Consider the following 24071-nt stretch of genomic DNA (forward strand, 5'->3'; position numbering starts at 1 on the left):
CCTGTCCTCATTAATCAAGTGAGCCGGGAGCGACACTGGCCGGGCGTACCTCATCCCCCATGGCCGTCAGTATCTTGCGTTCACCGGTAAAGCGGGAACGGCCATGAGCCACCAGCATGTTGTCAAGCAGCAGGAGGTCACCAGGCTGCCAGCGAAATTTTACTGTCTCGGCATCATAGGCGACACGCAGGTGGGCAGCGACCTCATCAGGTATCAGGCTGCCATCCCCATAGAAAGTGTTGTAGGGCAGATTGTCCACACCGAGGTCGCCAGTCAGGGACCGGCGTATTTCATCCGTCATGCTGGACGGGTGCCAGAAGGCGATATGGTTGAACCACAGCTCTTCCCTGGTGTGCGGATGACAGCGTATGGCTGAGCGGACCTGTGTCGTACGCAGCCTGTCGCCCTCCATCCAGGTCCATTGCGTATCTGATTTTTGCATGTAGGCTTCGGCCTCTTCACGCGTGTCAACGGCCAATGAATGTTGCCAGGACGGGCCTATGCCAGAGCCAAAATTACGCACCAGCATCCAACCCAGCTTGCGGAATTTTTCCTTGACATCATGATCGATGCGGGCCAGTACACGGCGCACATCGGCAATCGGTGTTTCACCCTCGGTTTCTGCCGCCACGTCACAAAAGAAGGCAATGCGGCCTGGCCATTGCCTGACGTAAGACAATTCATTGTGCAGGGCGATCACATGCTCTGACGGGAAGACGGTTGAGGTATACACATGGCCGTCTATCTGCTTGCGCGGTGTGGCTTTTTCTATGTAGTTCATCATCTGCACACCGACAGCCGCCAATGCAGCCTGGAAATCCTGTACGGTACGCAACTCAAAATCACGGAATAGCAGGCCCCCATATTGCAGCAAGTCTTGTTGCAGCTGTGTCTTGTTATCTCTGATCCAGCCCAGCAGGTCCACGCCCCTGGCCTGCGGCCTGATCACCAGGGGCAAACCTGATGCACTGTCAAACACCTGCTTATCGACCAGGCTGGCGTCTGACAGGCGCACGGCCGGGCGCAGGTTCAGGCCGGGCCTTGGTACGGCTGGCCTGGGCATGGCTGATTTAGGGGCAGTGCTCATAGCATTTCTTCCTTCCCGTATTCGGCTTCTTCAAGCTTGCTGTCTGTCAGCATGGTCAGTATGTGCGTCCGCATTTTCTGCGTCAGGCTTGTCATTTCCTGTTCGGTATAACGACGTCCGTCGTATTGCCACAGCAGGTTCAACTGGCCTTCAATGATGAAGGCCTCTACTGCGATCTTGTGCAAGCGCGGCAGACTCAGGGCACGTTCTGGCCCGCGGTCACCACGTTCTGGCGACCACGACAACAGGCTGAATGCATCAGCAGGCGGTGGCCTGATCTGCCCCATGTAATTGAGGCTGATCTCCGGCATCTGGCCCTGCGCCAGGCTGGCGCGTACCTGCTCTGGCCCCAGATAGCGCAACAGTCCATAGCCCATGCCATGTGCGGGAATGTCGCGACGCTGTGCGGCAATCGCCTGCGCTGCATCAGGGTGCGCGATATCGCTCAGATCAAACCAGGCCGGATAGCGGCTGGTGAACCAGCCTACGGTCCTGCTGGCATCGAGCTCACCCTGTTCAGGCTGCCTGCCATGCCCTTCCAGCTCGACATAGACGACGGCCTCGCCAGTCCAGTCTGCCAGGGTTAACGTCAGGGCAGCGATCAGCATGTCTTCGGCAGTGGCTGTCTCACTAGTCTGCGCAAAACGCTGGCTGGCGGCGGCATCAAGCCTGACAATAACTTGTGCTTCATTCCCAATCGTGGCAGCAGTCTGTACTGAAGCAGACACCGGTAATTCGGGCGGCGGGATGGAGGTGCAGACTTCCCAGTATTCTGCCTCGCCCTGCAGGGCGTCCTGTCTGGCCTGACGTTGCAGGTGATCAGCCCAGGCCTGTACTGATGCGGTCTTTGCCGGCAACCCTGGTGTACGGCCTGCCTGCAATGCCAGCAGGCAGTTACGTAAATCTTCCAGCAAAATGTGCATACTGATACCGTCACAGACCAGATGGTGGACGACCAGCAGCAGGTGAGCGGGCTGGTCAGCCTGGGCAGCAGTCCAGTTCGCTGCCAGCAGCCTGCCTTGCGCAGGGTCCAGCGAAGCCTGCAGGCTGGCGTGATCCAGTCCCGTTTGCAATATGATCTTGCCCGACGCATCAATGAAGTCTGCGGAACAAGCATCATCAGCACTGGTAAAGCGCAAACGCAAGGCATCATGCTGTGCCAGCAAAGCCTGCAATGCTTGTTCCAGGATATCGGCATTGACCCAAGCAGCCATTTCCAGCAGTACCGACAGATTGTAATGCGCGGGCAAACCCTGCATCATTTCATGCAACCTGATCTGCGCAGGTAGCAGCGGGCATGCGCCTTGCGGCCTGACTGTTGAGCCACTTACCAAACCGACCGGTGTCAGTTTTCTGGCAAAATCCGCCAGCACAGGTGAAGAGAACAAATCCACTGCCCTTGCTGCCCAGCCAGCCTGACGCAGGCGAGCCATCATTTGTATCGCCAGGATGGAGTCACCGCCCGCCTGGAAAAAGTCAGCCTGCGTACCGAGTCTGTCGTTTTGCAGCAGTGCACGCCAGATACTCAGCACCAGTGCTTCGTTGGCATTTGCGACTTCACCTGCATCGTCGCTTGCTTCGTCATCGGGCAATACCGGCAGGGCTGCACGGTCCAGTTTGCCGTTGGCGGTATATGGCAGAGCCGCAATGTCCAGCACGGCCCTGGGCAACATGTAGTCGGGCAAATACCGGCGCAAATTATTCAGCAGACTGTCTGTATCAAGCGCTTTATTTTTGTCCGCAGCAACGACATAAGCGAGCAGGCAGGGGCGTGCAGAACTGCCCGGTTTATGTAGTAACACGGTTGCTGCGGCGATATTATCCTGCGCCATCAGGGCGGCAATGATTTCTGCCGGTTCTATGCGGTAGCCACGTATTTTCAGTTGTTCGTCCTTGCGCCCCAGTATCTGTATGCGGCCATCCGCATGCATGACGGCCAGGTCGCCGGTACGGTACAGGCGCTCTATTCCATCACCCGTTTCCTTGATGATGAAAGGGCTGGCGGCCTCGCTGGTCATGCCCGCATAGCCCAGTGCCAGACCAGGGCCGCCCAGGTAAATCTCTCCGGTTTCACCGGGCGCGCAGGCATGCCCTGCCGCATCGAGGATATGTATGCGGTTATTACCGATGGGCTGGCTGAAGCGCATGCCGGACAGATCGCCCTGCCATTCCCCCACCATGACACCGATAGTTGCTTCAGTAGGGCCAAAATGGTTAAAGATACGGCAATGCGCCTGACTGGCTTTCAGTTTTTGCAAAAGCTGCGGGCTGGCAGTTTCACCACCGAGTATCAGATGCGTGCGCGGCAATGTCTGCTGGTATGCCTGTGCACTGAGCAGGGCTTCAAGATGGGATGGAACGATCTTCAATACATCGACCGGCGCCTGCTGCATCAGTGCGGCATAGGCATCAGCATCACGCGCCAGTTCATGGCTGACGATGGTCAGGCAGCCGCCGTGAAACAAGGCTGGCAGCACCACTGTCAGGCCCAGATCAGCGGCAAAGGTCGATACCACACCGTAACGCAGCCCCTTTTGCAAATCGAAGGCGGCGATGATGCCATCCAGATAATGCTGGACAGCCCGGTGCGGTACGGCCACCCGCTTGGGCTTGCCGGTCGAGCCGGAAGTAAACAACTGGTAGACGCAATCTTCATGATGCAAAGCTGGCAGCGGCATGGCCGGACTGCCATCACCCGGAGCTGGCCTGATTGGTATTTGCAGGCAGACAATGTCCATGTCTTCAATTGCCTTGCGCAATTCCAGATGCAGTTCCTCACCTGCTGCCCCGTCCCGCATCAGCACACAGCAAGGCTGCGCCTGCCTGATCAATTCCAGCAAGCGGCCCTGCGGCAAGCTGTGGTCCAGCGGCAGATAGGCTTTGCCGCTCTTCCAGGCGGCCAGCATGGCGGCGGGGATGGCAAGACTGCATTCCAGCAACAGGCAGACTGGCCCTGCAGACTGGCAGCCCCTTGTTTTATCAAGGATATGCTGTGCAAGCTGGTCCGACCATATGTCTAGCTGACGGCGCGTCAGGCTGTCTGTTGCATCCAGTCTGACAGCGACAGACTGAGCATCCTCAGCAACAGCCTGCCTGAAGCGGCTCAACAGGTCGGGCGTGCTCAAAGGCGTCTGTACCGGCAACCAATGATCGATGAGGCCATGGCGTTCATCACAGGGCTGGTCAGCACCGGCCATACGGCTCAGCATGGCGACAAAGCTGTCCAGCAGGTCTTGCATGGACTGCGCATCAAACAACGCCGTATCAAAATCAAACTCCATGCGCGCACCGTCATGCCAGTCGATGATGTTGCAGGCAATATCAAAACGGGCATGGCTGACTGGCAAGCTGTAGGTCTGTACTGTCAGGCCCGGCAAATCCGGCAGCATCGTCAGCCTGTCGACATTGAAAGTGATATTGACCAGCGGCGGCCTGGCCGGGTCGCGAGCTATGCCCAGGTCATCCACCAGTTGCGACAGTGGATAATTGGCATGGCTGATGGCATCAAGAAACTCCTGCTTCACTTGCGCCAGCACCTCACCGGTATGCGCCCGCGCCGGAATGGACAGGCGCAGAGGCAGCAGGTGGGCACAGTACCCTGGCGTATGCGCGAGGGCTTCATCGCGGCCAGAGTATGGCACGCCTATCACCATGTCCTGCCCTGCTCCGGCACGGCGCAGGCTGGCGGCGAAGGCGGCAATCAGGGCCATGGTCGATGACATGCCAAGACGGTTTGCTTTTTGTTCAAGCAAGCGCAAGCACTTTGCATCAAGCGCATGAACCAGGCGTTGCCCTGCAAAACTGCGCATGCCTGGCCTGGCATGCGCAAATGGCAGTTCTATGCCTGCTGGTGCATCCTTGAGTTTTTGCAGCCAGTAGTGCTTATGCGTCTGCTCTGCCGGCGTAGAACCCGCCTCAGCCATACGTTGCGCCAGCAAATCATAGTCTGGCATGGCAGATAAAGATTCGCCTCTCAGCAAAGCGGCAAATTCTTCAAACAGCATCTGCAGCGATTGCCCGTCCAGGAAGACATGATGAACAGCGAGCAGCAATACGGCATGATCCTCCGCCAGTTCAAACAGGTCCAAACGGAATGCGCCAGGCATTGTCAGGTCAAAGGATTCACCCACACTGCGCTGCAAGGCCGCATCCAGTTCGCTGGCCTTCACCTGACGTCTGCGCAGATGCACCGGTACATGGACGGCTATCTTTTGCACACCTGCTTCCAGGTCTATCGAAGCACGCAGGGCATCATGTCTTTGTACCAGCTGGCTAAAAGCAGTGCTGATCTCCTGCGGATTGACCTTGCCCCGCAAATCCAGCGCCACACTTAGCACATAGGCAGCAGAGCCTTGTTCCGACAAGGCTGCCAGGGTGGCCAGTTGCCGTTGCGCCTTCGATAGCGGCAACCGTTTTTCCACATTTGCCCTGCTGACAGATGTAATAAAGCCAGCCTGCTTCAGCGCGTCGACACTCTCCCTGACCCGTTCCACGATGGCCGCCATATCGTCATCGGTGTGTGCAGTCGACAGGAAGAGGTTACGTCCTTCCCAGACATACAGACCACGATACAGCAACTGATAAAAGAAAGGATCAAGGTTTTCGCTGAACACAAAGCGGAATAGCGAACCAAAGTTTTTCATCTGCACAGGCGCACCGGCAGCGCGGAATACCTGGTCCAGTTCTGCGGTCAGCCTTGCCGTGTTGTCATTGAGCTTTTGGTAGACGGCCAGACCGCCACGTTTGATCTCACTCAGCACCGCATGGGCAGCAGCCATCACCAGCGGGTGTTTATTAAAGGTACCGGCAAAGAAAGTTGTATCTGCCGCCGGGAAGGAGGCGTCCCCGTACTGCCATTGGCCGCCGTCTATACCTGCCATAATGTCGGCACGGCCGGCAATCACACCTATAGGCAAACCGCCACCGACGATCTTGCCGTAAGTGACGATATCAGCCTGCACATCGAAATGCGCCTGTGCCCCGCCAGGGTGGATGCGAAAACCAACCAGCACTTCATCAAAAATCAGCAGGCTGCCTGCCGCGCGCGTCATGGTTCGCAGCTTGTGTAAAAAATCCTGAGGTTGCAGGCCAGGGTTGCGGCTTTGCACAGGCTCGACCAGGACAGCGGCAAATTCATGCAGGCGGCCACGCAATTGTTCCAGCGATGTGACTGAACCGTATTCAAAGAAAGCCAGATCAGCCACCATGCCAGACGTGATACCGGCGACGCGCGGTATGGCGGCAAAAGGGTCGTCATTGACTTCACCGAGTACACCGTCAAAGTGGCCGTGATAGCTGTCACGGAAAATCGCGACCTTGTTGCGGCCGGTAAACGTCCTGGCCAGGCGCAGCGACGTCATGATGGCTTCGGTGCCTGAACTGCAAAAGGCCACGCGTTCCACCCCGGTCAATTCGCTGATCAGTTCCGCCACTTCGCCAGCCATGTCCGATTGCGGGCCTATGCGTATGCCGCGCGACAGGCTTTCTGCCATGGCTGCCGTCAGGAATTCCGGCTCATGACCGAACAGCTGCACGCCAAAACCCATGGAAATATCGATATATTCATTACCATCAATATCCCAGATCCTGGAACCTGCGGCACGCTGACCAACGATGGGATAAAGCATTTCCTTGATGGAAAAACGGAAACCGGCAGACGCCCGGCTATCGGCCAGCACATGCCGGTATTGCTGCGCCTGCTGTTTCGATCTGGCCGTCCTGCTGCAATACATACTGCTGAACTGCTCCAGATGCAAACGCTGTTGCTCCGTCAGGTTAGCGCCAGGAGCAGCATTGTTCTTGGGTCGGACAATGGCGGATGATGTAGCAGGCAATACGGCAGACTTTGTCGTCTGCTCCGTTGGTTTCTGCCCATCCGCTATCACTTCTGTCAGCGCCGGCTGTCTTTCATGCAGATATGCAGCTACCGCTTCTATCGTCGACAGGTTTTCAAAGAAAGCGCGCACCGGTATCTTGACGGCAAATTCATTTTCTATACGCCCGACTGCCTGCATCAGTATCAGGGAGTCAGCACCGATTTCCAGCAAAGGTGCGCTGGCGTCGACCTTCGACACGTCGGTCGCCAGCAGGCTGGCGACGATGGCGATGATACGCTGACGTATTGCTGCCTGGTCGTGCACCGCCACACGCGTTGCCACCGTCGCGGTTCTTGCAGGCAGGGATTGATTTATGGAACGGTTTGCAGTCAGTTCAAAACTGTTCAGGCCCAGCCTGAGCGGGAAAACGTCTTTAACAAATGGATACAGTGGCAACATGTCACCGGCAGCCGCATCACTGTGCGGGAATTGCGGTCTGGCGCCAATGACATACAAAGACCCAAGACAATGCAAAAAGGCACTGCTGTCCGCCATGGCGGGCAACAGGCAGGGCAGGCTGCGGATGTCCACGCCATTATCTTCCAGCATGCCGGACAGGACAGGCACAGCCCCCAGTTCAAGGACAGTATCCACACCCGCTGTTTTCAGTACGGCAGCATTGTCGGCAAAGCGCACGGCCTGACGTGTATGTTGCAGCCAGTAGGCTGTATCGTAGACATGCCCAGCCGGCAGCAATTCGCCGGTCAGATTGGAACATATCGGGATGTGCAGCGGCTGCCATTGCACATCATTCAAAGCCTGCTCATATTCAGCCAGCATGGGTTCCAGCAGCGCAGAATGGAAGGCTGTCTGCACCCGCAGGGGGCGCACGCGTATGCCATCAGCCTTCAGTTTTTTGCTGACTTCTTCGACTTGCTCTCTGGCGCCCGATATCGTCAGTGACTGCGGACCATTGACAGCAGCAATACTGACTGCCGGATGCAGGTAAGCCTGTATCGTTTTTTCATCGATACGTACGGCAGCCATTGCGCCGTCCGTCTGCAAGGCACCCATCAGCCTGCCACGCCGCTCAACCAGGCGCAATGCCTGTTCAAAACTGAGCGCACCGGCGATCACGGCAGCCGTATATTCGCCCAGGCTGTGCCCGGCCAGGACTTGTGGTTTGATGCCATGGTCGGCCAGCGTGCGTGCCAGGCCTACACCCAAAGCCAGCAAGGCTGGCTGGGTATAGGCCGTCAGGTCCACGCGTTCATCTGCCGTCTGCAAGAGTTCACTAAGCGACCAGGGCAGGATGCTGTCCGCTACTGCGACAGTAGCGCGAAAACCGGCGAAGCTGAACAAGCCGCGCGCCATGCCGGGGCGCTGCGAACCCTGGCCAGGGCAGACAAAACCGAGTTTGGGCGGTCTTCTGGCGGCAAGGGCTGTGGCTATCTGCCCATCAAAACCCTGATCAAGATAGGACCGCAAACGCGTCTGTGCTTCAGGCAGGCTGTCCGCTACCACGGCCAGCCTGTAGCGCAATTGCGCCCTGCCCTGGCGCGACAAAGCGCACACAGCGCTGAAGTCTGCATGCGGGTTTTGTGCAAATTTCGTGGCAGCCTGTTCCGCCAGTCTTTGCAAGGCATCCTTGCTTGAGGCAGACAGAAGCAGGATATCGCCTGCAATATCCCCGGTTTGTTTCTGAGGTTTTGTCGCAGAGTATTCCTGCACCACGACATGGCAGTTCGATCCGCCAAAGCCAAAGGCACTGACAGAACCCAGCCTGCCCTTCAATACCGGGTTGGCAGGCCAGTCACGGGTCTTCGCCACTACCTGTAAATTTAACTGCTCAAAATTAATGTGCGGATTGGCTTGCCGGTAATGCAGGCTCGCCGGCAGTTTTTGATGTTTGAGGGCTAATATCAGCTTAATCAGGCCAGCGATACCGGCAGCCGCTTCAAGGTGGCCGATATTGGTTTTGACCGAACCGATCAGCAGTGGTGTCTGCCTGGCCTGTTGCCCCAGCGTGCGGCCCAGTGCACGGGTTTCTGTCGGGTCACCGAGCAGGGTGCCAGTACCATGCGCCTCGACATACTGTATGGCGGATGGCGGCAGGCCGGCATCCCGGATGGCGGCATTGATCAGGCTTTCCTGCGACAGCCCGTTGGGGGCTGTGATGCCATTCGACACGCCATCATGATTGCTGGCCGAACCACGTATGATGGCATGAATGCGGTCGCCGTCCCGCAATGCATCGTCAAGGCGCTTGAGCAATACCAGGCCAGCCCCTTCGCCCCTGCCATAGCCGTTGGCGGCAGCGTCAAAGGTTTTGCATAGTCCGTCAGGCGCCAGCATATTGCCTGCGCCCAGGGCAACACTGCTGTCTGGCCGCAACATCAGGCTGACACCGCCAGCCAGCGCCATGTCGGCATCACCGGCCTGCAAGGCGCGGCAAGCCTGGTGTACGGCTACCAGTGAAGAAGAACAGGCGGTATCTATGCTCATGCTTGGGCCGCGCAAGCCCAGTACATGCGAAATACGGTTGGCCAGCACAGCGTTCGAACTGCCTATGCCCATATGGGCCTCAACATCATCGACATGGGCAAAACTGCCGAGGAATTCGCCATTGACAGCGCCGATAAAAACGCCCAGCCGGCTTTCTTTCAGGCTGTCAGCGGCGATGCCTGCATCTTCGAGCGCCCACCAGGCCAGTTGCAAGGTCAGGCGCTGGCGCGGGTCCAGTGCAGCTGCTTCTTTGGGAGAAATGCCAAAGAAAGCCGGATCAAAACAGGCGGCATCATCAATGAACCCGCCAAACGGTGCGGCTGACATCGGCAGTTTGGCAGCGTCCCAGCGATCAGGCGGCACCGGTCCGACTGCACAGACCTCCTGCTCAAGCAAGGCCCAGAAAACCTCAATACCGGGAGCGCCAGGGAACACACAGGACATGCCGGTGATGGCAATTGCGTGCGTATTTGCGCCGTTGTCCTGATCAGGTTTTTCTTGCAGGGGCATGTCAGCACTCATGGACAATCCCGGCAAAAATAAGAACAAGTAAAAGACGATGAAACTGGAACAGCAAAACAAACAGAAACAGGCAAGTCATGAAAAGAAATGAGGCTTCCGGTCTGCATGGCGCCCTCAGTCCAGGTGGCCTATGTAGCGCAGTATCGAAGCATCGATATCGGTCAGCGTATCATGTATCTGGGCAATGACCTTATGACCTTCTTCCTTGCCATAATGCTTGACCACCCTGGTTTCCAGCGTGGCAACCTCACCGAGTTCGGCGATGGTATTGCCCATGGTGAAGGCATGCAGCCTGACCGGTCCGGCAAAGGTGGCAAAACAGAACAGCGGGCTGCCGGCAGCTGCCGCGCCCAGTTGCTGCAGGTTCTGCATCAATTGTCCCATGCGGCCAGGTTCGGTCTGCAGGTTCAGGTAATACAGGTAAGGCGGCGGCGTTTCACGTTCTATCGGGTCTATGCCATCGTTGATGCGATTGAGTACGAAGGTTTCCATCTGCAAGACGCATTCCTGGAATTTTTCCAGCAGGGGCATGCTGTCTGCGCCATACACATCGCTCATGACCTTGTCCAGCGAAGGCATGACATCCAGATCAGCCAGCTCAGCCATGGGCAGCATGATATAGACATAGTTGGCCGGGCCAGCGACGGTGGCATACGCCATCCAGCGCATGCGACGACTATGTTGCTGATAAGCAAAAGCAACCTTGCCAGCCAGCTCCTTGAATTGCACATAGCGCTCGCGGCGTACGGACAATCGTACGAAAAGACAATACGGGGTAGGAAACAACCACTGTGAATTCATTATCATTGTCCGGCTGAGTCGATGCAAAAAGTTTAACCGATCTGCGTTCAGCGCTGCAAGATGAATGCAGGCAAACAACACTAGTTGACAGATAAAATAAATTAGCGCCGATATCATCAGGCGAAGTGAAATGCGGACTGAAAAAAAGGCGACAAAACTGCTAAATTCCGTCAGAAATCATCGACAAAAATTGTCGCTACGGGAATAATGTTTGCAGTCAGTGCAACATGCTGGTTGCATGCCGGTCAAGCCATGTCGATCAATTCATGCAGATGTCATAATCCTGAAGGCAGCAGCAACGCAACAAGCTCCACCTATCCTGTATCAATGATAAAAACAGGGACGGCAACAGTTTCAACAATCCTGTCTGCAAATGGAGGCCCAGATGTCACATGCAAGTCCCGCTTCGGATCAGGCACGCTTTCAAAAGCGGGCACCCGCGCAGATTTCTGAAATCGAAGGCATCACGGAAGACATACGCACCTGGGCAGACCAATGCGCCATCCCGGCCAGGACCATCAACAGCGTGATCCTGATGCTCGATGAATTGCTGACCAATGTCGTCATGCACGGCTATGCTGAAGACGATGGCGGTGAGATGGAAGTCAGCCTGACACTCAATGCCAATGTCATCGAGGCATGCCTGCGTGACAGCGCCCCCGCCTTCGACCCGTTTTCCATAGCCGAGCCCGATACCACACTCGATATCGATGAGCGTGACATCGGCGGCTTGGGCGTGCATTTTGTCAGAAAGATGGCAGACAGCTTTTCATACCGCCGCGATGGCGATATCAATGAAGTGCGTTTCAGTAAAAACTTCCCGGCCTGATCATGGTCAATACAAAGACAGGACAAGCCATGCTGACATCGGCTCAAAAAATGAACACAGACACCAGGCCAGTCAACAACATCAATTTCTTCCGCAACTACAACCGCCTGGTTGGCTTTACCTATATCGCCATTGTGGTCCTGACGCTAGGATTCTTCCTGTTCCAGATACAGCAGAAACATACGGAAGAAATCAGGGTCATACAGGGTCATGTGGACAGGCATTCACAATTCGTCGAATTCATCTTGCGTTCGTCACTCGACAACCTCGAAGCCATGCGTCTGTCAGCGGACAATTTCTATGACACTGTACCAGCAACTTTCAGTGAGGCTGAAAACCACCCTGCCCATACACCGCTGTTCAAGAAGCTGCAACAGGATGCTCAGGGTTTCAATCTCGACCAGCCCATAGAAAAAGATGCCACCGGCAACCTGAATGGCATAGGCAGGCTGTCAGGCCGCAAGCCGGAATTTTATCTCGATGTTGAGATGGCGCTGAACCTGAACCAGATATTCCAGGCGGTTGCCTTCAACCTGCCCAATGCCAGCGAAAGCCGTTTCATTTCTGTCGATAATTTTTCAAATACCTATCCGTGGATGGATGCCGCCAAGCGTCCGCACAGTGACAAGGTGTATCAAAGCCAGGCCTGGCTGATGGGCACGCCGGAAAAAAACCCCACCCGTGAAAAATACTGGGCGCCGGTCTATTACGGCGGCACGGCTGCCGGCCTGCTGGTGCCGACTGCGGCGCCGATTTATCATAACGACCAGTTCCGCGGCGTGGTCTCCATCGACACCAGCCTGGATTACCTGAACCGCATCAACTCCGACTTTGCCTACAAGCCTGGCACTGCATTCCTGGTAGATGCCTATGGTGAAGTGGTGGCCCACCCCGAGGTGTATGCCAATGCACTTGAGGTACAGTCCACCCAGTCCCTGGGCAAGGTCATGCCGCCCGGCATACTGACAGATGGCCGCAAGCTGCTCGACATACCAGCCAACAAGGCGACGGAAGCCGGTGACTACCTGGTGATACGCCACCCCTTCATCTCTGCCCCCTGGCAACTGATATTTGTCGTCCCCAAAAACCAGCTCTGGAAAAACCTGCTGGCAGAACGCGGCCCCATCATGCTGCTGGTGATACTGGGACTGACGCTGCTGATGGTCGTCACTTATTATGTCACCACGCGCGAATTTATCTCGCCTGCCTCCAAGCTGGTTGCACACATCGCCACAGAGAGCCAGTTCACGCCAGCGCCCATACCAGTCGTGCCGGGCAGCTGGAAGCCCTGGTTTGAAACCATTTCGCAAGCCTTCAGGCAAAGCCTGCAACTGGTCAGTATACGGCAAGAACTTGATATTGCCGCCAACATGCAATTATCGATACTGCCTCGTCACTGGCCCAATCAAAGGGAATTTTCACTTTGGGGCCTGATGCGTTCGGCCAAGGAAGTGGGCGGCGACTTTTATGACCACTTCTCACTACCCGGCGGCAAGACCGGCATCGTCGTCGCTGATGTCAGCGGCAAGGGCGTGCCTGCCGCCCTGTTCGGCATGGTGTCCAAGACCCTGATACGCGCCACGGCCACCCGTACTACCGGCGGTGAAGCCGGACAAACCATTGCCGTCGCCAACGACATCCTGTGCGAGGACAATGATGAATGCATTTTCGTGACCACCTTCTACGCCGTGTTTGATCCGGCAACCGGCAGCCTCACCTATGTCAACGGCGGCCACCCGCCGCCCTTGCTGGTGCACAGGGACGGCACCACAGAGTTCCTGCCCATGACGGGCGGCAGCGCCCTGGGCATCATGGATGGCATACCGTTTGCGCAAAAAACCATACAGCTGCGCCCCGGTGATTACGTGATCATGTATACCGATGGCGTGACGGAAGCCTTCAATCCGCAGAATGAAGAATTTACGCAAGAGCGTTTGCCTCCCCTGTTTGAGCATCGCCTTGTCAGTGATGTCAATATTGCCGTGGAACGTATCGTTGCCGCCGTTGACGCCCATGCCAACGGCGCGCCGCAGTCAGACGATATTACCTGCGTGGCCCTGCATTTCCATTTCCATGCTGAAACACCGGCAGACAATCAACCCCTGGCGCAGGTGGCACCATGAAAAAATTCACCAGTCTGTCCCTTACCCTGTTCACCTTGTTGCCCTTCCTGTGCCTGACACTGGGCAATACCGCCCAGGCCAGCAGCCTGGAAGACATCAAGAAACGCGGCAAGCTCATCGTCGGCGTCAAGAAAGATGTGCTGCTCTGGGGTTACCAGGATGCAGCCAGCGGCAAGATCGTCGGCATGGAGCCCGACCTGGCCCAGAGTATTGCCAAAGACCTTGGCGTGGAACTGGAGCTGGTCGGTGTACTGACTGCGGAACGGATAGATGTCGTCACCAGCGGCAAGGTCGACCTGTTGATCGCCACGCTGTCCGACACACCGGAAAGACAAAAGCAGCTGACCCTGGTGGAACCGCATTACTATAGTTCCGGTGTCAACCTGCTGACCCGCAAGACAGAAAATTTCAAGGAATGGACGGACCTCAAGAATCGCCGTATCTGCAGCCGCCGTGGCGCCTTCTACAACCGTCGTGTTACGGTCACCTATGGCGCAGACATCGTCGCCCTGTATTCCAATGACTGGTCCAAGCAAGCCCTGCGTGACGGCCGCTGTGCCGCCTTTCTTTATGATGACACCTCCATCGTCGCCATGTTGCGGTCGCCGGAATGGAGTAATAACTTTGTCATGCCCATGACAACCATCTTCACCATTCCCTGGTCCTTCGCCATTGCCCCGGCGGAGCGTGGCGGCGAATTCGACAAATACCTGTCGAAAACCATCATCAACTGGCACAGAAGCGGCTACTTGCAGCAAGTAGAAAAAAACTGGGGGATACCGCCGTCGCGCTTCCTGGACGACATGCACAAACTCTGGAGCAAAAAAACCGGCAACGCCTGGTTTTGCGGCGACAGCATCAGTGTAACCACACCGAAAGAATGCCTGTGAAAGATGATCTGCCAGCGACACTCAGGGACAATCATCACATCACCGAGGCGATGACGGACCTGTACGACCATTATTACACCAGTCATGCATATGAAAAGCGCTACCCCAAGCCCAACCAGAGTACCCTGCACTTCCTGTTTGAGCACGGCGCCAGAGAAGCCAGGGACATCCTCGACTTCGGTTGCGGCAACGGCCGCTATGCGCTACCCCTGTTGCAGGCAACCAGCGCCAGGCTGACCGGTTTTGATATTTCCCACGCCGCGATTGCCGAGCTGTCGCGTTTTTTGCAAAATCATCCGTCAGCAAACCGTATGCGATTGTTTGAAGGCGATGCAGGCGAACTCAATTCGCAGGGCGACTATGATTTGATCATGCTGCTGTTTGGTGTCTTGAGTCATGTGGGCGACCACACAGCGCGCCTGGCGACACTACGGCAATTGCGCAGCCTGATACGACCGGAAGGGCGTCTGATACTGAGCGTGCCCAGCATCTTCCGGCGTCGCCCCCTGGAATTGCTGGAGGCGCGGCTGTCACGCATGACAGGCCGGGCACAGGATACGCAAAAAGAGCCGGGCAATATCCTGTTCACCCGCAACATAGATAAAGAAGCGCACCAGTTCTTTTATCACCTGTATTCTGTTGGCGGCTTGCGTGCGGAATTGCTCGAAGCGGGCTTTCGCATCACCGCCCTGTCGCCGGAAAGCCTGCTGCCCGAATGGATGATTACCCAGTCCGGCTGGCTGGGCAAACTCGATGAAGCCTTGCTGCCATTGTTACCCGCTGCCCTGGGCTATGGCATACGCGCCGTCGCCGTTCCCGTCTGATCCTGACCAATATGATGATGACAAAGTTTCGCCCAACTTTTTGCCTGTTGTTTTATCTATTGCTTTGCATGCTGATCTGCCTGCATTTCCCCGTTGCCCGTGCAGCAAATACTACAGAGGCATCTGCTGCCAGTACAAAAGCAGCAACGGCCCCCTCCAGCCCAGTCCCCAGCGAAAGGCTGGCCCTGATACGCGAACGCGGCGCCATCATCGTCGGCGTCAAGACTGACTATGCCCCCTTTGGCATGCTCGACACCAATGGCAATCCCGAAGGTTTTGAGCACGACCTGGCGGCCGACATTGCCAGACGCCTGGGTGTCAGTCTGCGCAAGCAGAGCGTCACCGGCAGCAACCGCCTGCAAAAATTGCAGGAAGGCGTGATTGATCTGGTCATCGCCACCACGGGCGACACATCAGAACGTCGCCAGATCGTCACCATGATAGAGCCCAATTACTATGCGTCGGGTGTCACCCTGTTCATGCCGCCGGCAGCCAGTATCAAGGACTGGGCCGACACCCGCGGCCACCTGGTCTGCGCCACCCAGGGCTCGTATTACAATCGCATCATGCAGCAGCGCTACCTGATGGACCTGCAAATGTATAACAACGCCAGGGATGCCAAACTGGCCGTCAAGGATGGGCGCTGTATAGGCTACCTGTTCGACAACACCGCCGTCATCAATGACCTTGCCAATCCGGAATGGAAGGGCTACAAGGCGCCCTTGCCACCTACCCTGAATACCCCCTGGGCCATGGCCATCAGCAAGGACGAGAAAGGCAGCGAGTTTGAACGCCTGCTCGGCGACATTGTTGCCGACTGGCACCGCAGCGGCTTTTTACAGGAAAGGGAAAAAGCCTGGGGCATTACCCCTTCAAAATTCCTGGCCGACACCCATGCACTGTGGCTGCAAAAAGACAGTGATGGCAGCGACTATTGCAGGCGCAATACTGACGGCAACTGGCGGGCAGAATGCCGCAACCAGGTATTCCTGACGTCGACCGATGTCGGTGGTCTGGCGCAACTGGGTCTGTGGCTCAATGAAACCACGGGCATCAACCTGACCCTGATCTATGACAGTTTTGACCGCATGCAATTCGTCAAGGGCCTGCTGACAACGTTGCTGCTGACCGTGCTCTGCATCACCTGCAGTCTGCTGCTGGGGTGGACCGGCGCGGTACTGGCAGAATCACCCCTGCCGCTGTTGTCTGCCCCGGCCCTGCTGCTAGGCACAATCGGGCGCATGACACCGCCGCTGCTGTGCATGTATCTGATACTGTTTGGCTTTGGTGCGGTGCTCGGCGAATCCTTTGGCATTGCCCTGCCTGCTTTTGGCGTGGTGGTGGTCTGTCTCAGCGTCTATACTGGTGCCGGTGTCATGACTGCTTTGCTCGATGCCGCCACCACCTACCGTCTGAAACATGCCGGACATGCTGACTTCCGCCTGCGTTTTTCCAATACTTCCGACATAGCCAGGCTGGCCAGCGGTTCCGTTACGGCTTCACTGATCAATGTATCCAAGGCTACCATGATGGCTTCCGCCGTCGCCGTACCTGAGCTGTTGTCGGCCACCACCTCCATCATCAATGAGCGCGGCAATGTCGGCGTGATGATGAATGCCCTGCTGCTGACCTTTTTGCTGATCATCTTTGCCGTGGTGCGCATCATGCGCAGGCTGGAACAAAAAATCCTGGCGAGGGTGGCATGATGGACACTTCAGAAATCTTCCGGCACCTGCTGACCTGGACGCCCTACCTGCTGGGTGGCTTTGCCATGAACATATGGATATCCATCGTCGCCATGGTCATCGGTACAGGCATAGGCTGGATACTGGCGACGCTGCGCCTGTCCAGCCATCCGCGCCGCGCCAGGGCCAGCCTGGTCGCCACGGAATTTTCGCGCAGCATACCGACCATCGTCTTCCAGTTTTACCTGGCCTTCATGCTGCCGTCAGAAATCCTGGTGCCTTACTTCAAGCATATCATCGCCTTCCCGGTCTGGATCAAGGCGGCTCTGGCGCTGGCGATTGCCGTCATCGGTTTCACCAGCGATAACCTGACCATCGCCATGGCGGACTGGAAAAAAGGCGACCACCATGCCGCCTTTCTGTTCATTCCCAGCTGGACCAGCTACGCCCTGATCATCGTCATGGCGTCCAGCACGGCATCCATCATCGGTGTCAGTGAACTGCTGAGTCGCTGCAATACGGTCATCAATGCCACCGGCAATACCCAGTTGATGCTGCCCATTTACCTGTATGCCTGCCTGTTCTTTTTCTGTTTCTGTTACCCATTGACGCTATTGATGAAGCGGATTTCGCTCAGGCTCAGGATACGCTACGGCATGACCGGCTGAGCTGCGCGCGCCATCTGCACGCTGCAACCCAATACCAGTATGCCGGATAGAAAAACTGCCCCTGCGACTGACCGCATCGATGTCCCCTTTTAAAAAGAACGAAACCAGCAATCCGGCCACGGCCTGCCGCCCCTGGTTCCCGTTCATTTCTTTTGTACGAACCAGGCACTGGAAAAAGAAATTCGCTAAAATCCTGCTTTCACAGAAATTACCGGAGCAACTCTTGCAACGCCGCCCTCACCACAGCCAGCTTCTCGCGGCTATCCCGAATATTCAATACGGCTTCGGTCATGCCCGCGAGTTTGTACCAGCCCCTCTTGCCGGTCATTGGGATACCGTGCCGGACAAGTTGCAGGTACATGGCATACGCGTGGTAGAAGTCACCACGCCGCGACAAGACTGCGGTGACGCCGACGCCTTCTTTACCCGCCTGCCCGGCATACCGGTGACTGTCATCACCGCTGATTGCGTACCGGTATTGCTGGCGCGCCGTGACGGCAAGGCCATCGCTGCCGCCCATGCAGGCTGGCGCGGCATGGTCGGCGGTGTGATAGAAACTCTGTGGCAGGAGCTGGCAGCACAGGGCGAACAGCCGCAGGACTGGGTGGCAGCAATCGGCGCCCATATCGGCCCCTGCTGCTTTGAAGTCAGTGAAGAGCTGGCTGACGAATTCGTGACCCGCTACCCGGATGTAGATGCCAGCGCCCTGCGCCCGCGCCACCGCCACATCAACCTGAACATCCTGGCCCGTCGCGCCTTGCAGCAGATTGGGATCAGCGAGATTGATCACGAAACACCCTGCACCATGTGCAGCAAGACCCCGGAAGGTAAATATGTATTCCGCAGCTACCGGCGTGGTGACCGCAATTCTTTCCAGCATTCGGGGTTGGTGATACTTTCCTGAGTTTTCAGATTGGTGTCAGCTTCTGCGCCTGCATGTCAAGATATGATAGGAAAGCTTTGGCGATAGGCGACAGGCGCTTCTCCCGCAAATGCACAATATACCAGTGCGACAGGATAGGAAAACCCTGCACGTCCAACTCCGTCAGTGACTGATCGACCAAATGCTCACCCAAGGCATGACGAGACAGGATCGCGAGCCCCATTTCCCCAGCCACTGCTTGTTTGATCGCTTCATTGCTCCCCAGTTCCAGGCGTACCACGGGCGTAACGTTTCTCTCTGAAAAAAAGCGGTCACAAGCGAGTCGGGTGCCTGAACCGCGCTCCCTCAAAATGAAACGCTCCTGCAAGAGTGCGTCCAGAGGGATGTCCGCTTTGCCCTCCAGGGCATGCCGTAACGGCGCAACCACGACTAAGGGGTTAGGCAAGAAAACTTGCTGGATCACGTCGATATCTTTTGGCGGCATCGACATGATGTAAATATCGTCGCGATTTTCACGCAGTCTTTGCACCACACCGTCACGATTTTGCACCTCCAGCGCGATATCAATTTCTGGATGCTCTCTGCAAAAAGCCCCCAGCATGCGCGGAATGAAATATTTTGCCGTGCTGACGACGGCTACCCGCAAACGCCCTTTCGTCAAGCCTTTTATGGCGGCAATACGCTGCTCCAGCATATCCCATTCTTGCATCATGGCACGTGCCGTAGCAGCGAATTCCTCGCCAGCGGAAGTCAAAAAAAGTTGCTTGCCTATCACCTCATACAGTGGAATACCAACAGTTTCCGTCAATTCACGCAATTGCATTGAAACAGTTGGTTGCGTCACATGACAAGCGCGCGCGACAGCGCTGATACTACGCAACTCTGACAGCTCCAAAAACAGCCTTAATTGTCTGAATGTTACATGCATAGAGAATTATCTATTATAACAGTGCAAAAAATTGATTTTACCTGATACATGGAAATGCATACCATCTGTCAATCCAATCATTGAAAGCCTGTATGCAAAATCTGCTCGACCCTGCAATTCTATTTTTCATCTTCGGTTTGATTGCTGGGGGCATCAAATCAAACCTGGAAATTCCACCACAAATTTCACGCTTTTTGTCTCTTTACCTGCTGATGGCGTTAGGATTGAAAGGAGGATTCGCACTCTCCCACTCAGGTATGAACCTTCAGATAGCCAGCAGTCTGGGTTGCGCCATCGTACTAGCCCTCATCATTCCAGCCATTGCCTACCTGGTTCTGAGACGCCTTCTTTCGGCATTTGACGCAGCGTCCGTCGCCGCTACTTATGGCTCTGTCAGTGCAGTAACCTATATCACAGCAGTCCAATATCTTGATAATCACGGGCTTGCTTATGGCGGCCATATGGCGGCAGCCATGGCTTTAATGGAATCGCCGGCCATTCTGTTTGCTGTAGTTCTTGCAAATTATATCCGGCAACAACAACGCTCTGGCCCAGCTTCGTTCGCTCAAAAACATCAGCATGGTCTCAGAAAAGTGTTGCATGAATCCCTGACAGATGGCGCGCAACTTTTGTTACTCGGTGCCATGCTGGTCGGCATACTCTCTGGCGATACAGGCAAAGCGGCCATGCAACCGTTTTCTGGTGATTTGTTCAAAGGTATGCTGGCATTTTTTCTACTGGACATGGGCTTGATGGCTGCCCGCAGCATGCCTGAGTTGCGCGGAAAGTCTCCCCTGCTGATGATATTTTCACTGCTCGCACCTGTGGCACATGCAAGTATTGCCCTGGGCTTGGCCATGGTCCTCCATATTCCTGCCGGAGATGCAGGTCTGCTGATGGTGCTTGCCGCCAGCGCCTCTTACATTGCTGTCCCGGCTGTATTGCGCCATGCCGTTCCAGAGGCATCGCCCTCATTATATTTTGGCATGTCACTGGGCATCACCTTCCCCTTGAATATCCTGTTTGGCATTCCCCTCTATATAACGGCTGCGCAACATGTCTTGCTTTGATCGTACATTTCTCCTCTATGCCTGCGCTACCGTGAATCAACTAAATATTGTGTTTTTATCAATATCGTGACAGCGCTGAATACAGGCAACTGAATAACTATTACAATAAGCAGCTTATCTTAAACACATCCTTGCCGAGAAAACCATGAGTAGATACAAGCTGGACATTAACGGCAAAATGCAGACTATAGATGTCATGCCAGATACTCCCTTGCTCTGGGCCCTGCGCGATTCACTCAACCTGGTCGGCACCAAATATGGTTGCGGCGCCGGGCAATGCGGCGCCTGTACTGTCCATGTCAACGGCGTGCCAACACGTTCCTGCATGCTGCCCGTGTCCAGCCTGGGCAAGCAGAAAGTCACCACCATAGAAGGTCTGGATGCACAAGCCAGCCACCCTCTGCAAGCAGCCTGGCAAGAACTTGACGTGCCGCAATGTGGCTATTGCCAGGCCGGGCAAATCATGAGTGCTGCCGCCCTGCTCAGGGACAAGCCCCATCCCAGTGATGCCGATATCGACGCCGCCATGGGTGGCAACCTGTGCCGCTGCGCTACCTATATACGCATACGCGCAGGCATACACCGCGCGGCGGAGCTGGCCGCAGCCGGCACCAGAAGTACAGCCGGCAAGAAAGGTACAAAATGAGCGCGCCCCTGCAATCCACGACACGCCGCGATTTCCTGCGCATGTCCGCCTTCACAGGCGGCGGGTTGGTGCTGGCCTGCATGGGTGTGAGTTCAAATCACGCAAATGCCGCCGATACCGTCATCAACAAACCGACAGCCGCTACCGACTTTACGCCGCATGCCCTGATACGCATAGGCAGTGATGGTACGGTGACCCTGGTATCAAAACAGCCGGAAATCGGCCAGGGCATCAAAACCTCGTTACCGATGGTGATTGCCGAAGAGCTGGAAGTGAACTGGAAAGATGTACGCATTATCCAGGGTGACCTCAACCCCGCCTATGGCAGCCAGGGTGCCGGCGGTTCGACCTCGACGCCGACCAACTACAATGAATTCCACCGCCTGGGTGCCACGGCGCGCACCATGCTGATACAGGCAGCGGCACAGATCTGGCATGTCGCCGCCAGTGAATGCCATGCAGCCGACAGCGCCGTCCACCATGCCGCCAGTAAACGCCGGCTGGGTTTTGGCGAACTGGCCGCCATTGCTGCCACCCTGCCGGTACCCGACGCAAAAGAAGTCAAGCTCAAAGACCCGGCACAATTCACATTGCTGGGCACGCGCATAGGCGGTGTCGACAACCCCGCCATCGTCAGCGGCAAGCCCCTGTTTGGCATCGACATCAAGCTGCCTGGCATGCTGTATGCCGTGTATGAAAAATGCCCGGTATTTGGCGGCAAGGTGCTGAGCGCCAACCTGGATGTCATCAAAAAGCAGCCTGGCGTGCGCGATGCCTTCATCATCGAGGGCACCGACAATCTGCGCGGCCTCATGCCCGGCGTCGCCATCGTGGCAGACACCACCTGGGCCGCCTTCAGTGCACGCAAGCTGCTTACCGTGCAATGGGATGAAGGACAGTGGGCCGACACCAGCTGGGACAGTTTCAGCAAGCAGGCCAAAGAGCTGTCACACAAACCGGCGACTACGACCTTGCGCAAGGACGGCGATGTCGCTGCCGCCATGAGCAAGGCAGCAAAAACCGTGGAAGCAGCTTACAGCTACCCCTTCATCTCGCACGCCAGCATGGAGCCGCAAAACTGCACGGCTGCCTTTGATGCCGCCACCGGCAGCGTCGAAATCTGGGCGCCGACACAATTACCGGAATCAGGTCAGGCCCTGGTGGCCGACCTGTTTGGCATCCCCAAGGAAAAAATCAGGCTGCACATTATACGCAGCGGCGGTGGTTTTGGCCGTCGTCTCAGTTCGGACTTTATTGTCGAGGCCGTCGCCATTGCCAAACTTGTCAAGGCGCCGGTCAAGCTGACCTGGTCACGTGAAGACGACCTGCGCCATGACCATTACCGTGCCGGCGGTTTTCACTTTTTGCGTGGTGCTGTCGATGCCAGTGGCAAACTGACTGCCTGGCACAATCATTTCGTCAGCTTTGGCAACAAGGTGACGCGCGATGGTAAAACACAATTGCAGGCGGGCAGCGGTGGCAGCCTGTCCGGTGATGAATTCCCTGGCCGCTGGCTGGACAACTGCCTGCTGGAACAGACCCTGATGGAATGCCACATCCCCATGGGCCCCTGGCGCGCGCCGGGCAGCAATGTGTTTGCCTGGGTCTTCCACAGTTTCATTGATGAACTGGCCCATGCAGCAGGACAAGACCCGCTGGCCTTCCGGCTGGCCATGCTGGGCGACAAGGAAATCATGCCCGGCACGGGCGAGCGCAGCCAGCCCTATCATGTGGGCCGCATGAAACGTGTATTGCAGGAAGTGGCCGACAAGTCAGGCTGGGGCAAGAAGAAATTCCCGCGCGGCCAGGGCCAGGGCATCGCCTTCCACTTCAGCCATCGCGGCTATATTGCCGAGGTGGCCGAAGTCACTGTCAGCAAAAAAGGCGAAGTGACCGTTGACCGGGTCGTGGTAGTCACCGACATCGGTGCACAGATTGTCAACCTCAGCGGTGCAGAACACCAGGTGCAAGGCTCGGTGCTGGACGGCATCAGCACCCTGAAACATCCGGAACTGGACATACAAAAAGGCCGTATCGTGCAAAGCAATTTCCACGAATACCCCTTGCTGCGCATCAATGACAGCAAGACCAAAGTAGAAGTCCACTTTTTGAAGACCGACTTCCCTGTCACCGGCCTCGGTGAACCAGCCTTCCCGCCACTGGCGCCGGCAGTCTGCAACGCCATCTTTGCGGCGACCGGCAAACGGGTGCGGCAATTACCGCTGACACATACGGATCTGAGCTGGGAATAATATCTGTCAGCAGCAGCGTGGTGGCAGGCATACCACCACGCCAGTCCGTCACTGCTTCAGATTTTGCGTTTCAATTCATGCACAAAAGAAGCCCCGCGTGTGGCTGCACTGTCAGTTACGGCAGCGGCAGATATTTCTGCTTCGCTTACCTGGCTGGCCTGCCTCTCCCTGAATCCGGCACCCCATTTTGCCATCAGACCCAGGATGGGTGCCAGCGTTTGCCCGTATTCTGACAGGCTGTATTCCACCTTGAGGGTCTTGCCTGGCGTTTCTATGCGGGTAACGATGCCATCCTCTTCCAGTTCACGCAATTGCTCGGTCAGCACCTTGTGGGTCGCCCCCTGGGTCAGGCGCTTCAATTGCCCAAAACGGATGGGCCCATCCTTGAGGTAGTACAGGACCAGGGTCTTCCATTTCCCGGAAATGACATCGGTCGTGGTCTTTACCGGGCAATCCTCCAGCCGCATCGGCAGTCTGACTATTTTCATGATGGATGCTCCTGTAAGCAGTGGCAAAAAATTGCCGGAAATTGCCGGGAATTA

Annotated in this window: 15 protein-coding genes; 10 read left to right on the top strand and 5 right to left on the bottom strand. The window is 56.3% G+C overall.

Features of this window, described 5'->3' with window-relative positions:
* Window positions 1-10: 10 nt before the first annotated feature.
* The 3 genes from LZ463_RS18330 to LZ463_RS18340 all read right to left on the bottom strand — a co-directional run bounded on the left by LZ463_RS18330 (window position 11) and on the right by LZ463_RS18340 (window position 10731).
* Entirely contained in the window at window positions 11-1087 is a 1077-nt protein-coding gene (locus LZ463_RS18330) for a TauD/TfdA family dioxygenase (protein WP_241457258.1), read from the bottom strand.
* Window positions 1084-9930: a type I polyketide synthase gene (locus tag LZ463_RS18335; RefSeq protein ID WP_241457259.1), complete on the bottom strand. Its 8847-nt coding sequence runs from the start codon at window positions 9928-9930 to the stop codon at window positions 1084-1086. Before LZ463_RS18335 ends, LZ463_RS18330 begins: the two co-directional genes overlap by 4 nt.
* Window positions 9931-10044: 114 nt before the next feature.
* Window positions 10045-10731 (bottom strand): hypothetical protein, encoded by a 687-nt coding sequence (locus tag LZ463_RS18340; protein WP_241457260.1) that lies wholly within the window; start codon window positions 10729-10731, stop codon window positions 10045-10047.
* 385 nt (window positions 10732-11116) lie between these two features.
* Between LZ463_RS18340 and LZ463_RS18345 the strand changes: the two genes are divergently transcribed.
* From LZ463_RS18345 to LZ463_RS18375, 7 genes are all read left to right on the top strand, one after another.
* A complete protein-coding gene (locus tag LZ463_RS18345) occupies window positions 11117-11560 on the top strand; it encodes an ATP-binding protein (protein ID WP_241457261.1) in 444 nt (147 codons plus the stop codon).
* 2 nt (window positions 11561-11562) lie between these two features.
* Window positions 11563-13683 carry a SpoIIE family protein phosphatase gene (locus LZ463_RS18350; protein WP_241457262.1) on the top strand — a complete coding sequence of 707 codons (2121 nt, stop codon included), beginning with the start codon at window positions 11563-11565 and terminating at the stop codon, window positions 13681-13683.
* Window positions 13680-14573: a transporter substrate-binding domain-containing protein gene (locus tag LZ463_RS18355; RefSeq protein WP_241457263.1), complete on the top strand. Its 894-nt coding sequence runs from the start codon at window positions 13680-13682 to the stop codon at window positions 14571-14573. The genes LZ463_RS18350 and LZ463_RS18355 overlap by 4 nt, the downstream gene beginning before the upstream one ends.
* Window positions 14570-15397 (top strand): class I SAM-dependent methyltransferase, encoded by an 828-nt coding sequence (locus LZ463_RS18360; protein ID WP_241457264.1) that lies wholly within the window; start codon window positions 14570-14572, stop codon window positions 15395-15397. Before LZ463_RS18355 ends, LZ463_RS18360 begins: the two co-directional genes overlap by 4 nt.
* 11 nt (window positions 15398-15408) lie before the next feature.
* The gene (locus tag LZ463_RS18365) at window positions 15409-17103 is read left to right on the top strand and encodes a transporter substrate-binding domain-containing protein (RefSeq protein WP_241457265.1); all 1695 of its coding nucleotides are present in this window, start codon (window positions 15409-15411) and stop codon (window positions 17101-17103) included.
* Window positions 17100-17750 carry a polar amino acid ABC transporter permease gene (locus LZ463_RS18370; RefSeq protein ID WP_241457266.1) on the top strand — a complete coding sequence of 217 codons (651 nt, stop codon included), beginning with the start codon at window positions 17100-17102 and terminating at the stop codon, window positions 17748-17750. The genes LZ463_RS18365 and LZ463_RS18370 overlap by 4 nt, the downstream gene beginning before the upstream one ends.
* 79 nt (window positions 17751-17829) lie before the next feature.
* Window positions 17830-18654, top strand: a complete 825-nt coding sequence (locus tag LZ463_RS18375) for a purine nucleoside phosphorylase YfiH/LACC1 family protein (RefSeq protein WP_241457267.1) — start codon at window positions 17830-17832, stop codon at window positions 18652-18654.
* Between the two features lie 4 nt (window positions 18655-18658).
* Here the strand turns inward: LZ463_RS18375 and LZ463_RS18380 are convergent, their stop codons facing one another.
* Entirely contained in the window at window positions 18659-19561 is a 903-nt protein-coding gene (locus tag LZ463_RS18380) for a LysR family transcriptional regulator (protein ID WP_241457268.1), read from the bottom strand.
* Window positions 19562-19653: 92 nt separating this feature from the next.
* Between LZ463_RS18380 and LZ463_RS18385 the strand changes: the two genes are divergently transcribed.
* From LZ463_RS18385 to LZ463_RS18395, 3 genes are all read left to right on the top strand, one after another.
* Window positions 19654-20631, top strand: coding sequence for a sodium-dependent bicarbonate transport family permease (locus tag LZ463_RS18385; protein ID WP_241457269.1), 978 nt, complete (start codon window positions 19654-19656; stop codon window positions 20629-20631).
* A gap of 145 nt (window positions 20632-20776) precedes the next feature.
* On the top strand, window positions 20777-21277 hold the full coding sequence (locus LZ463_RS18390) for a (2Fe-2S)-binding protein (protein ID WP_241457270.1): 501 nt from the start codon (window positions 20777-20779) through the stop codon (window positions 21275-21277).
* Complete coding sequence (locus LZ463_RS18395) at window positions 21274-23529, top strand: xanthine dehydrogenase family protein molybdopterin-binding subunit (RefSeq protein WP_241457271.1); 2256 nt, start codon at window positions 21274-21276, stop codon at window positions 23527-23529. The genes LZ463_RS18390 and LZ463_RS18395 overlap by 4 nt, the downstream gene beginning before the upstream one ends.
* A 56-nt stretch (window positions 23530-23585) precedes the next feature.
* Here LZ463_RS18395 and LZ463_RS18400 read toward each other — a convergent pair whose 3' ends face one another.
* Window positions 23586-24017 (bottom strand): winged helix-turn-helix transcriptional regulator, encoded by a 432-nt coding sequence (locus LZ463_RS18400; protein WP_241457272.1) that lies wholly within the window; start codon window positions 24015-24017, stop codon window positions 23586-23588.
* Window positions 24018-24071: the final 54 nt, after the last annotated feature.

This window comes from Undibacterium paludis (assembly GCF_022568815.1).
In the GTDB taxonomy this organism is placed as follows: Bacteria; Pseudomonadota; Gammaproteobacteria; order Burkholderiales; family Burkholderiaceae_D; genus Undibacterium.

Bases quoted from the DNA above. Each gene is read 5' to 3' on its own strand.
- LZ463_RS18400 (WP_241457272.1), bottom strand. From the start codon at position 24,017: ATGAAAATAGTCAGACTGCCGATGCGGCTGGAGGATTGCCCGGTAAAG.
- LZ463_RS18385 (WP_241457269.1), top strand. From the start codon at position 19,654: ATGCAAAATCTGCTCGACCCTGCAATTCTATTTTTCATCTTCGGTTTG.
- LZ463_RS18395 (WP_241457271.1), top strand. From the start codon at position 21,274: ATGAGCGCGCCCCTGCAATCCACGACACGCCGCGATTTCCTGCGCATG.
- LZ463_RS18335 (WP_241457259.1), bottom strand. From the start codon at position 9,930: ATGAGTGCTGACATGCCCCTGCAAGAAAAACCTGATCAGGACAACGGC.
- LZ463_RS18370 (WP_241457266.1), top strand. From the start codon at position 17,100: ATGATGGACACTTCAGAAATCTTCCGGCACCTGCTGACCTGGACGCCC.
- LZ463_RS18365 (WP_241457265.1), top strand. From the start codon at position 15,409: ATGATGATGACAAAGTTTCGCCCAACTTTTTGCCTGTTGTTTTATCTA.
- LZ463_RS18330 (WP_241457258.1), bottom strand. From the start codon at position 1,087: ATGAGCACTGCCCCTAAATCAGCCATGCCCAGGCCAGCCGTACCAAGG.
- LZ463_RS18390 (WP_241457270.1), top strand. From the start codon at position 20,777: ATGAGTAGATACAAGCTGGACATTAACGGCAAAATGCAGACTATAGAT.
- LZ463_RS18380 (WP_241457268.1), bottom strand. From the start codon at position 19,561: ATGCATGTAACATTCAGACAATTAAGGCTGTTTTTGGAGCTGTCAGAG.
- LZ463_RS18345 (WP_241457261.1), top strand. From the start codon at position 11,117: ATGTCACATGCAAGTCCCGCTTCGGATCAGGCACGCTTTCAAAAGCGG.
- LZ463_RS18350 (WP_241457262.1), top strand. From the start codon at position 11,563: ATGGTCAATACAAAGACAGGACAAGCCATGCTGACATCGGCTCAAAAA.
- LZ463_RS18355 (WP_241457263.1), top strand. From the start codon at position 13,680: ATGAAAAAATTCACCAGTCTGTCCCTTACCCTGTTCACCTTGTTGCCC.
- LZ463_RS18375 (WP_241457267.1), top strand. From the start codon at position 17,830: ATGTCCCCTTTTAAAAAGAACGAAACCAGCAATCCGGCCACGGCCTGC.
- LZ463_RS18340 (WP_241457260.1), bottom strand. From the start codon at position 10,731: ATGAATTCACAGTGGTTGTTTCCTACCCCGTATTGTCTTTTCGTACGA.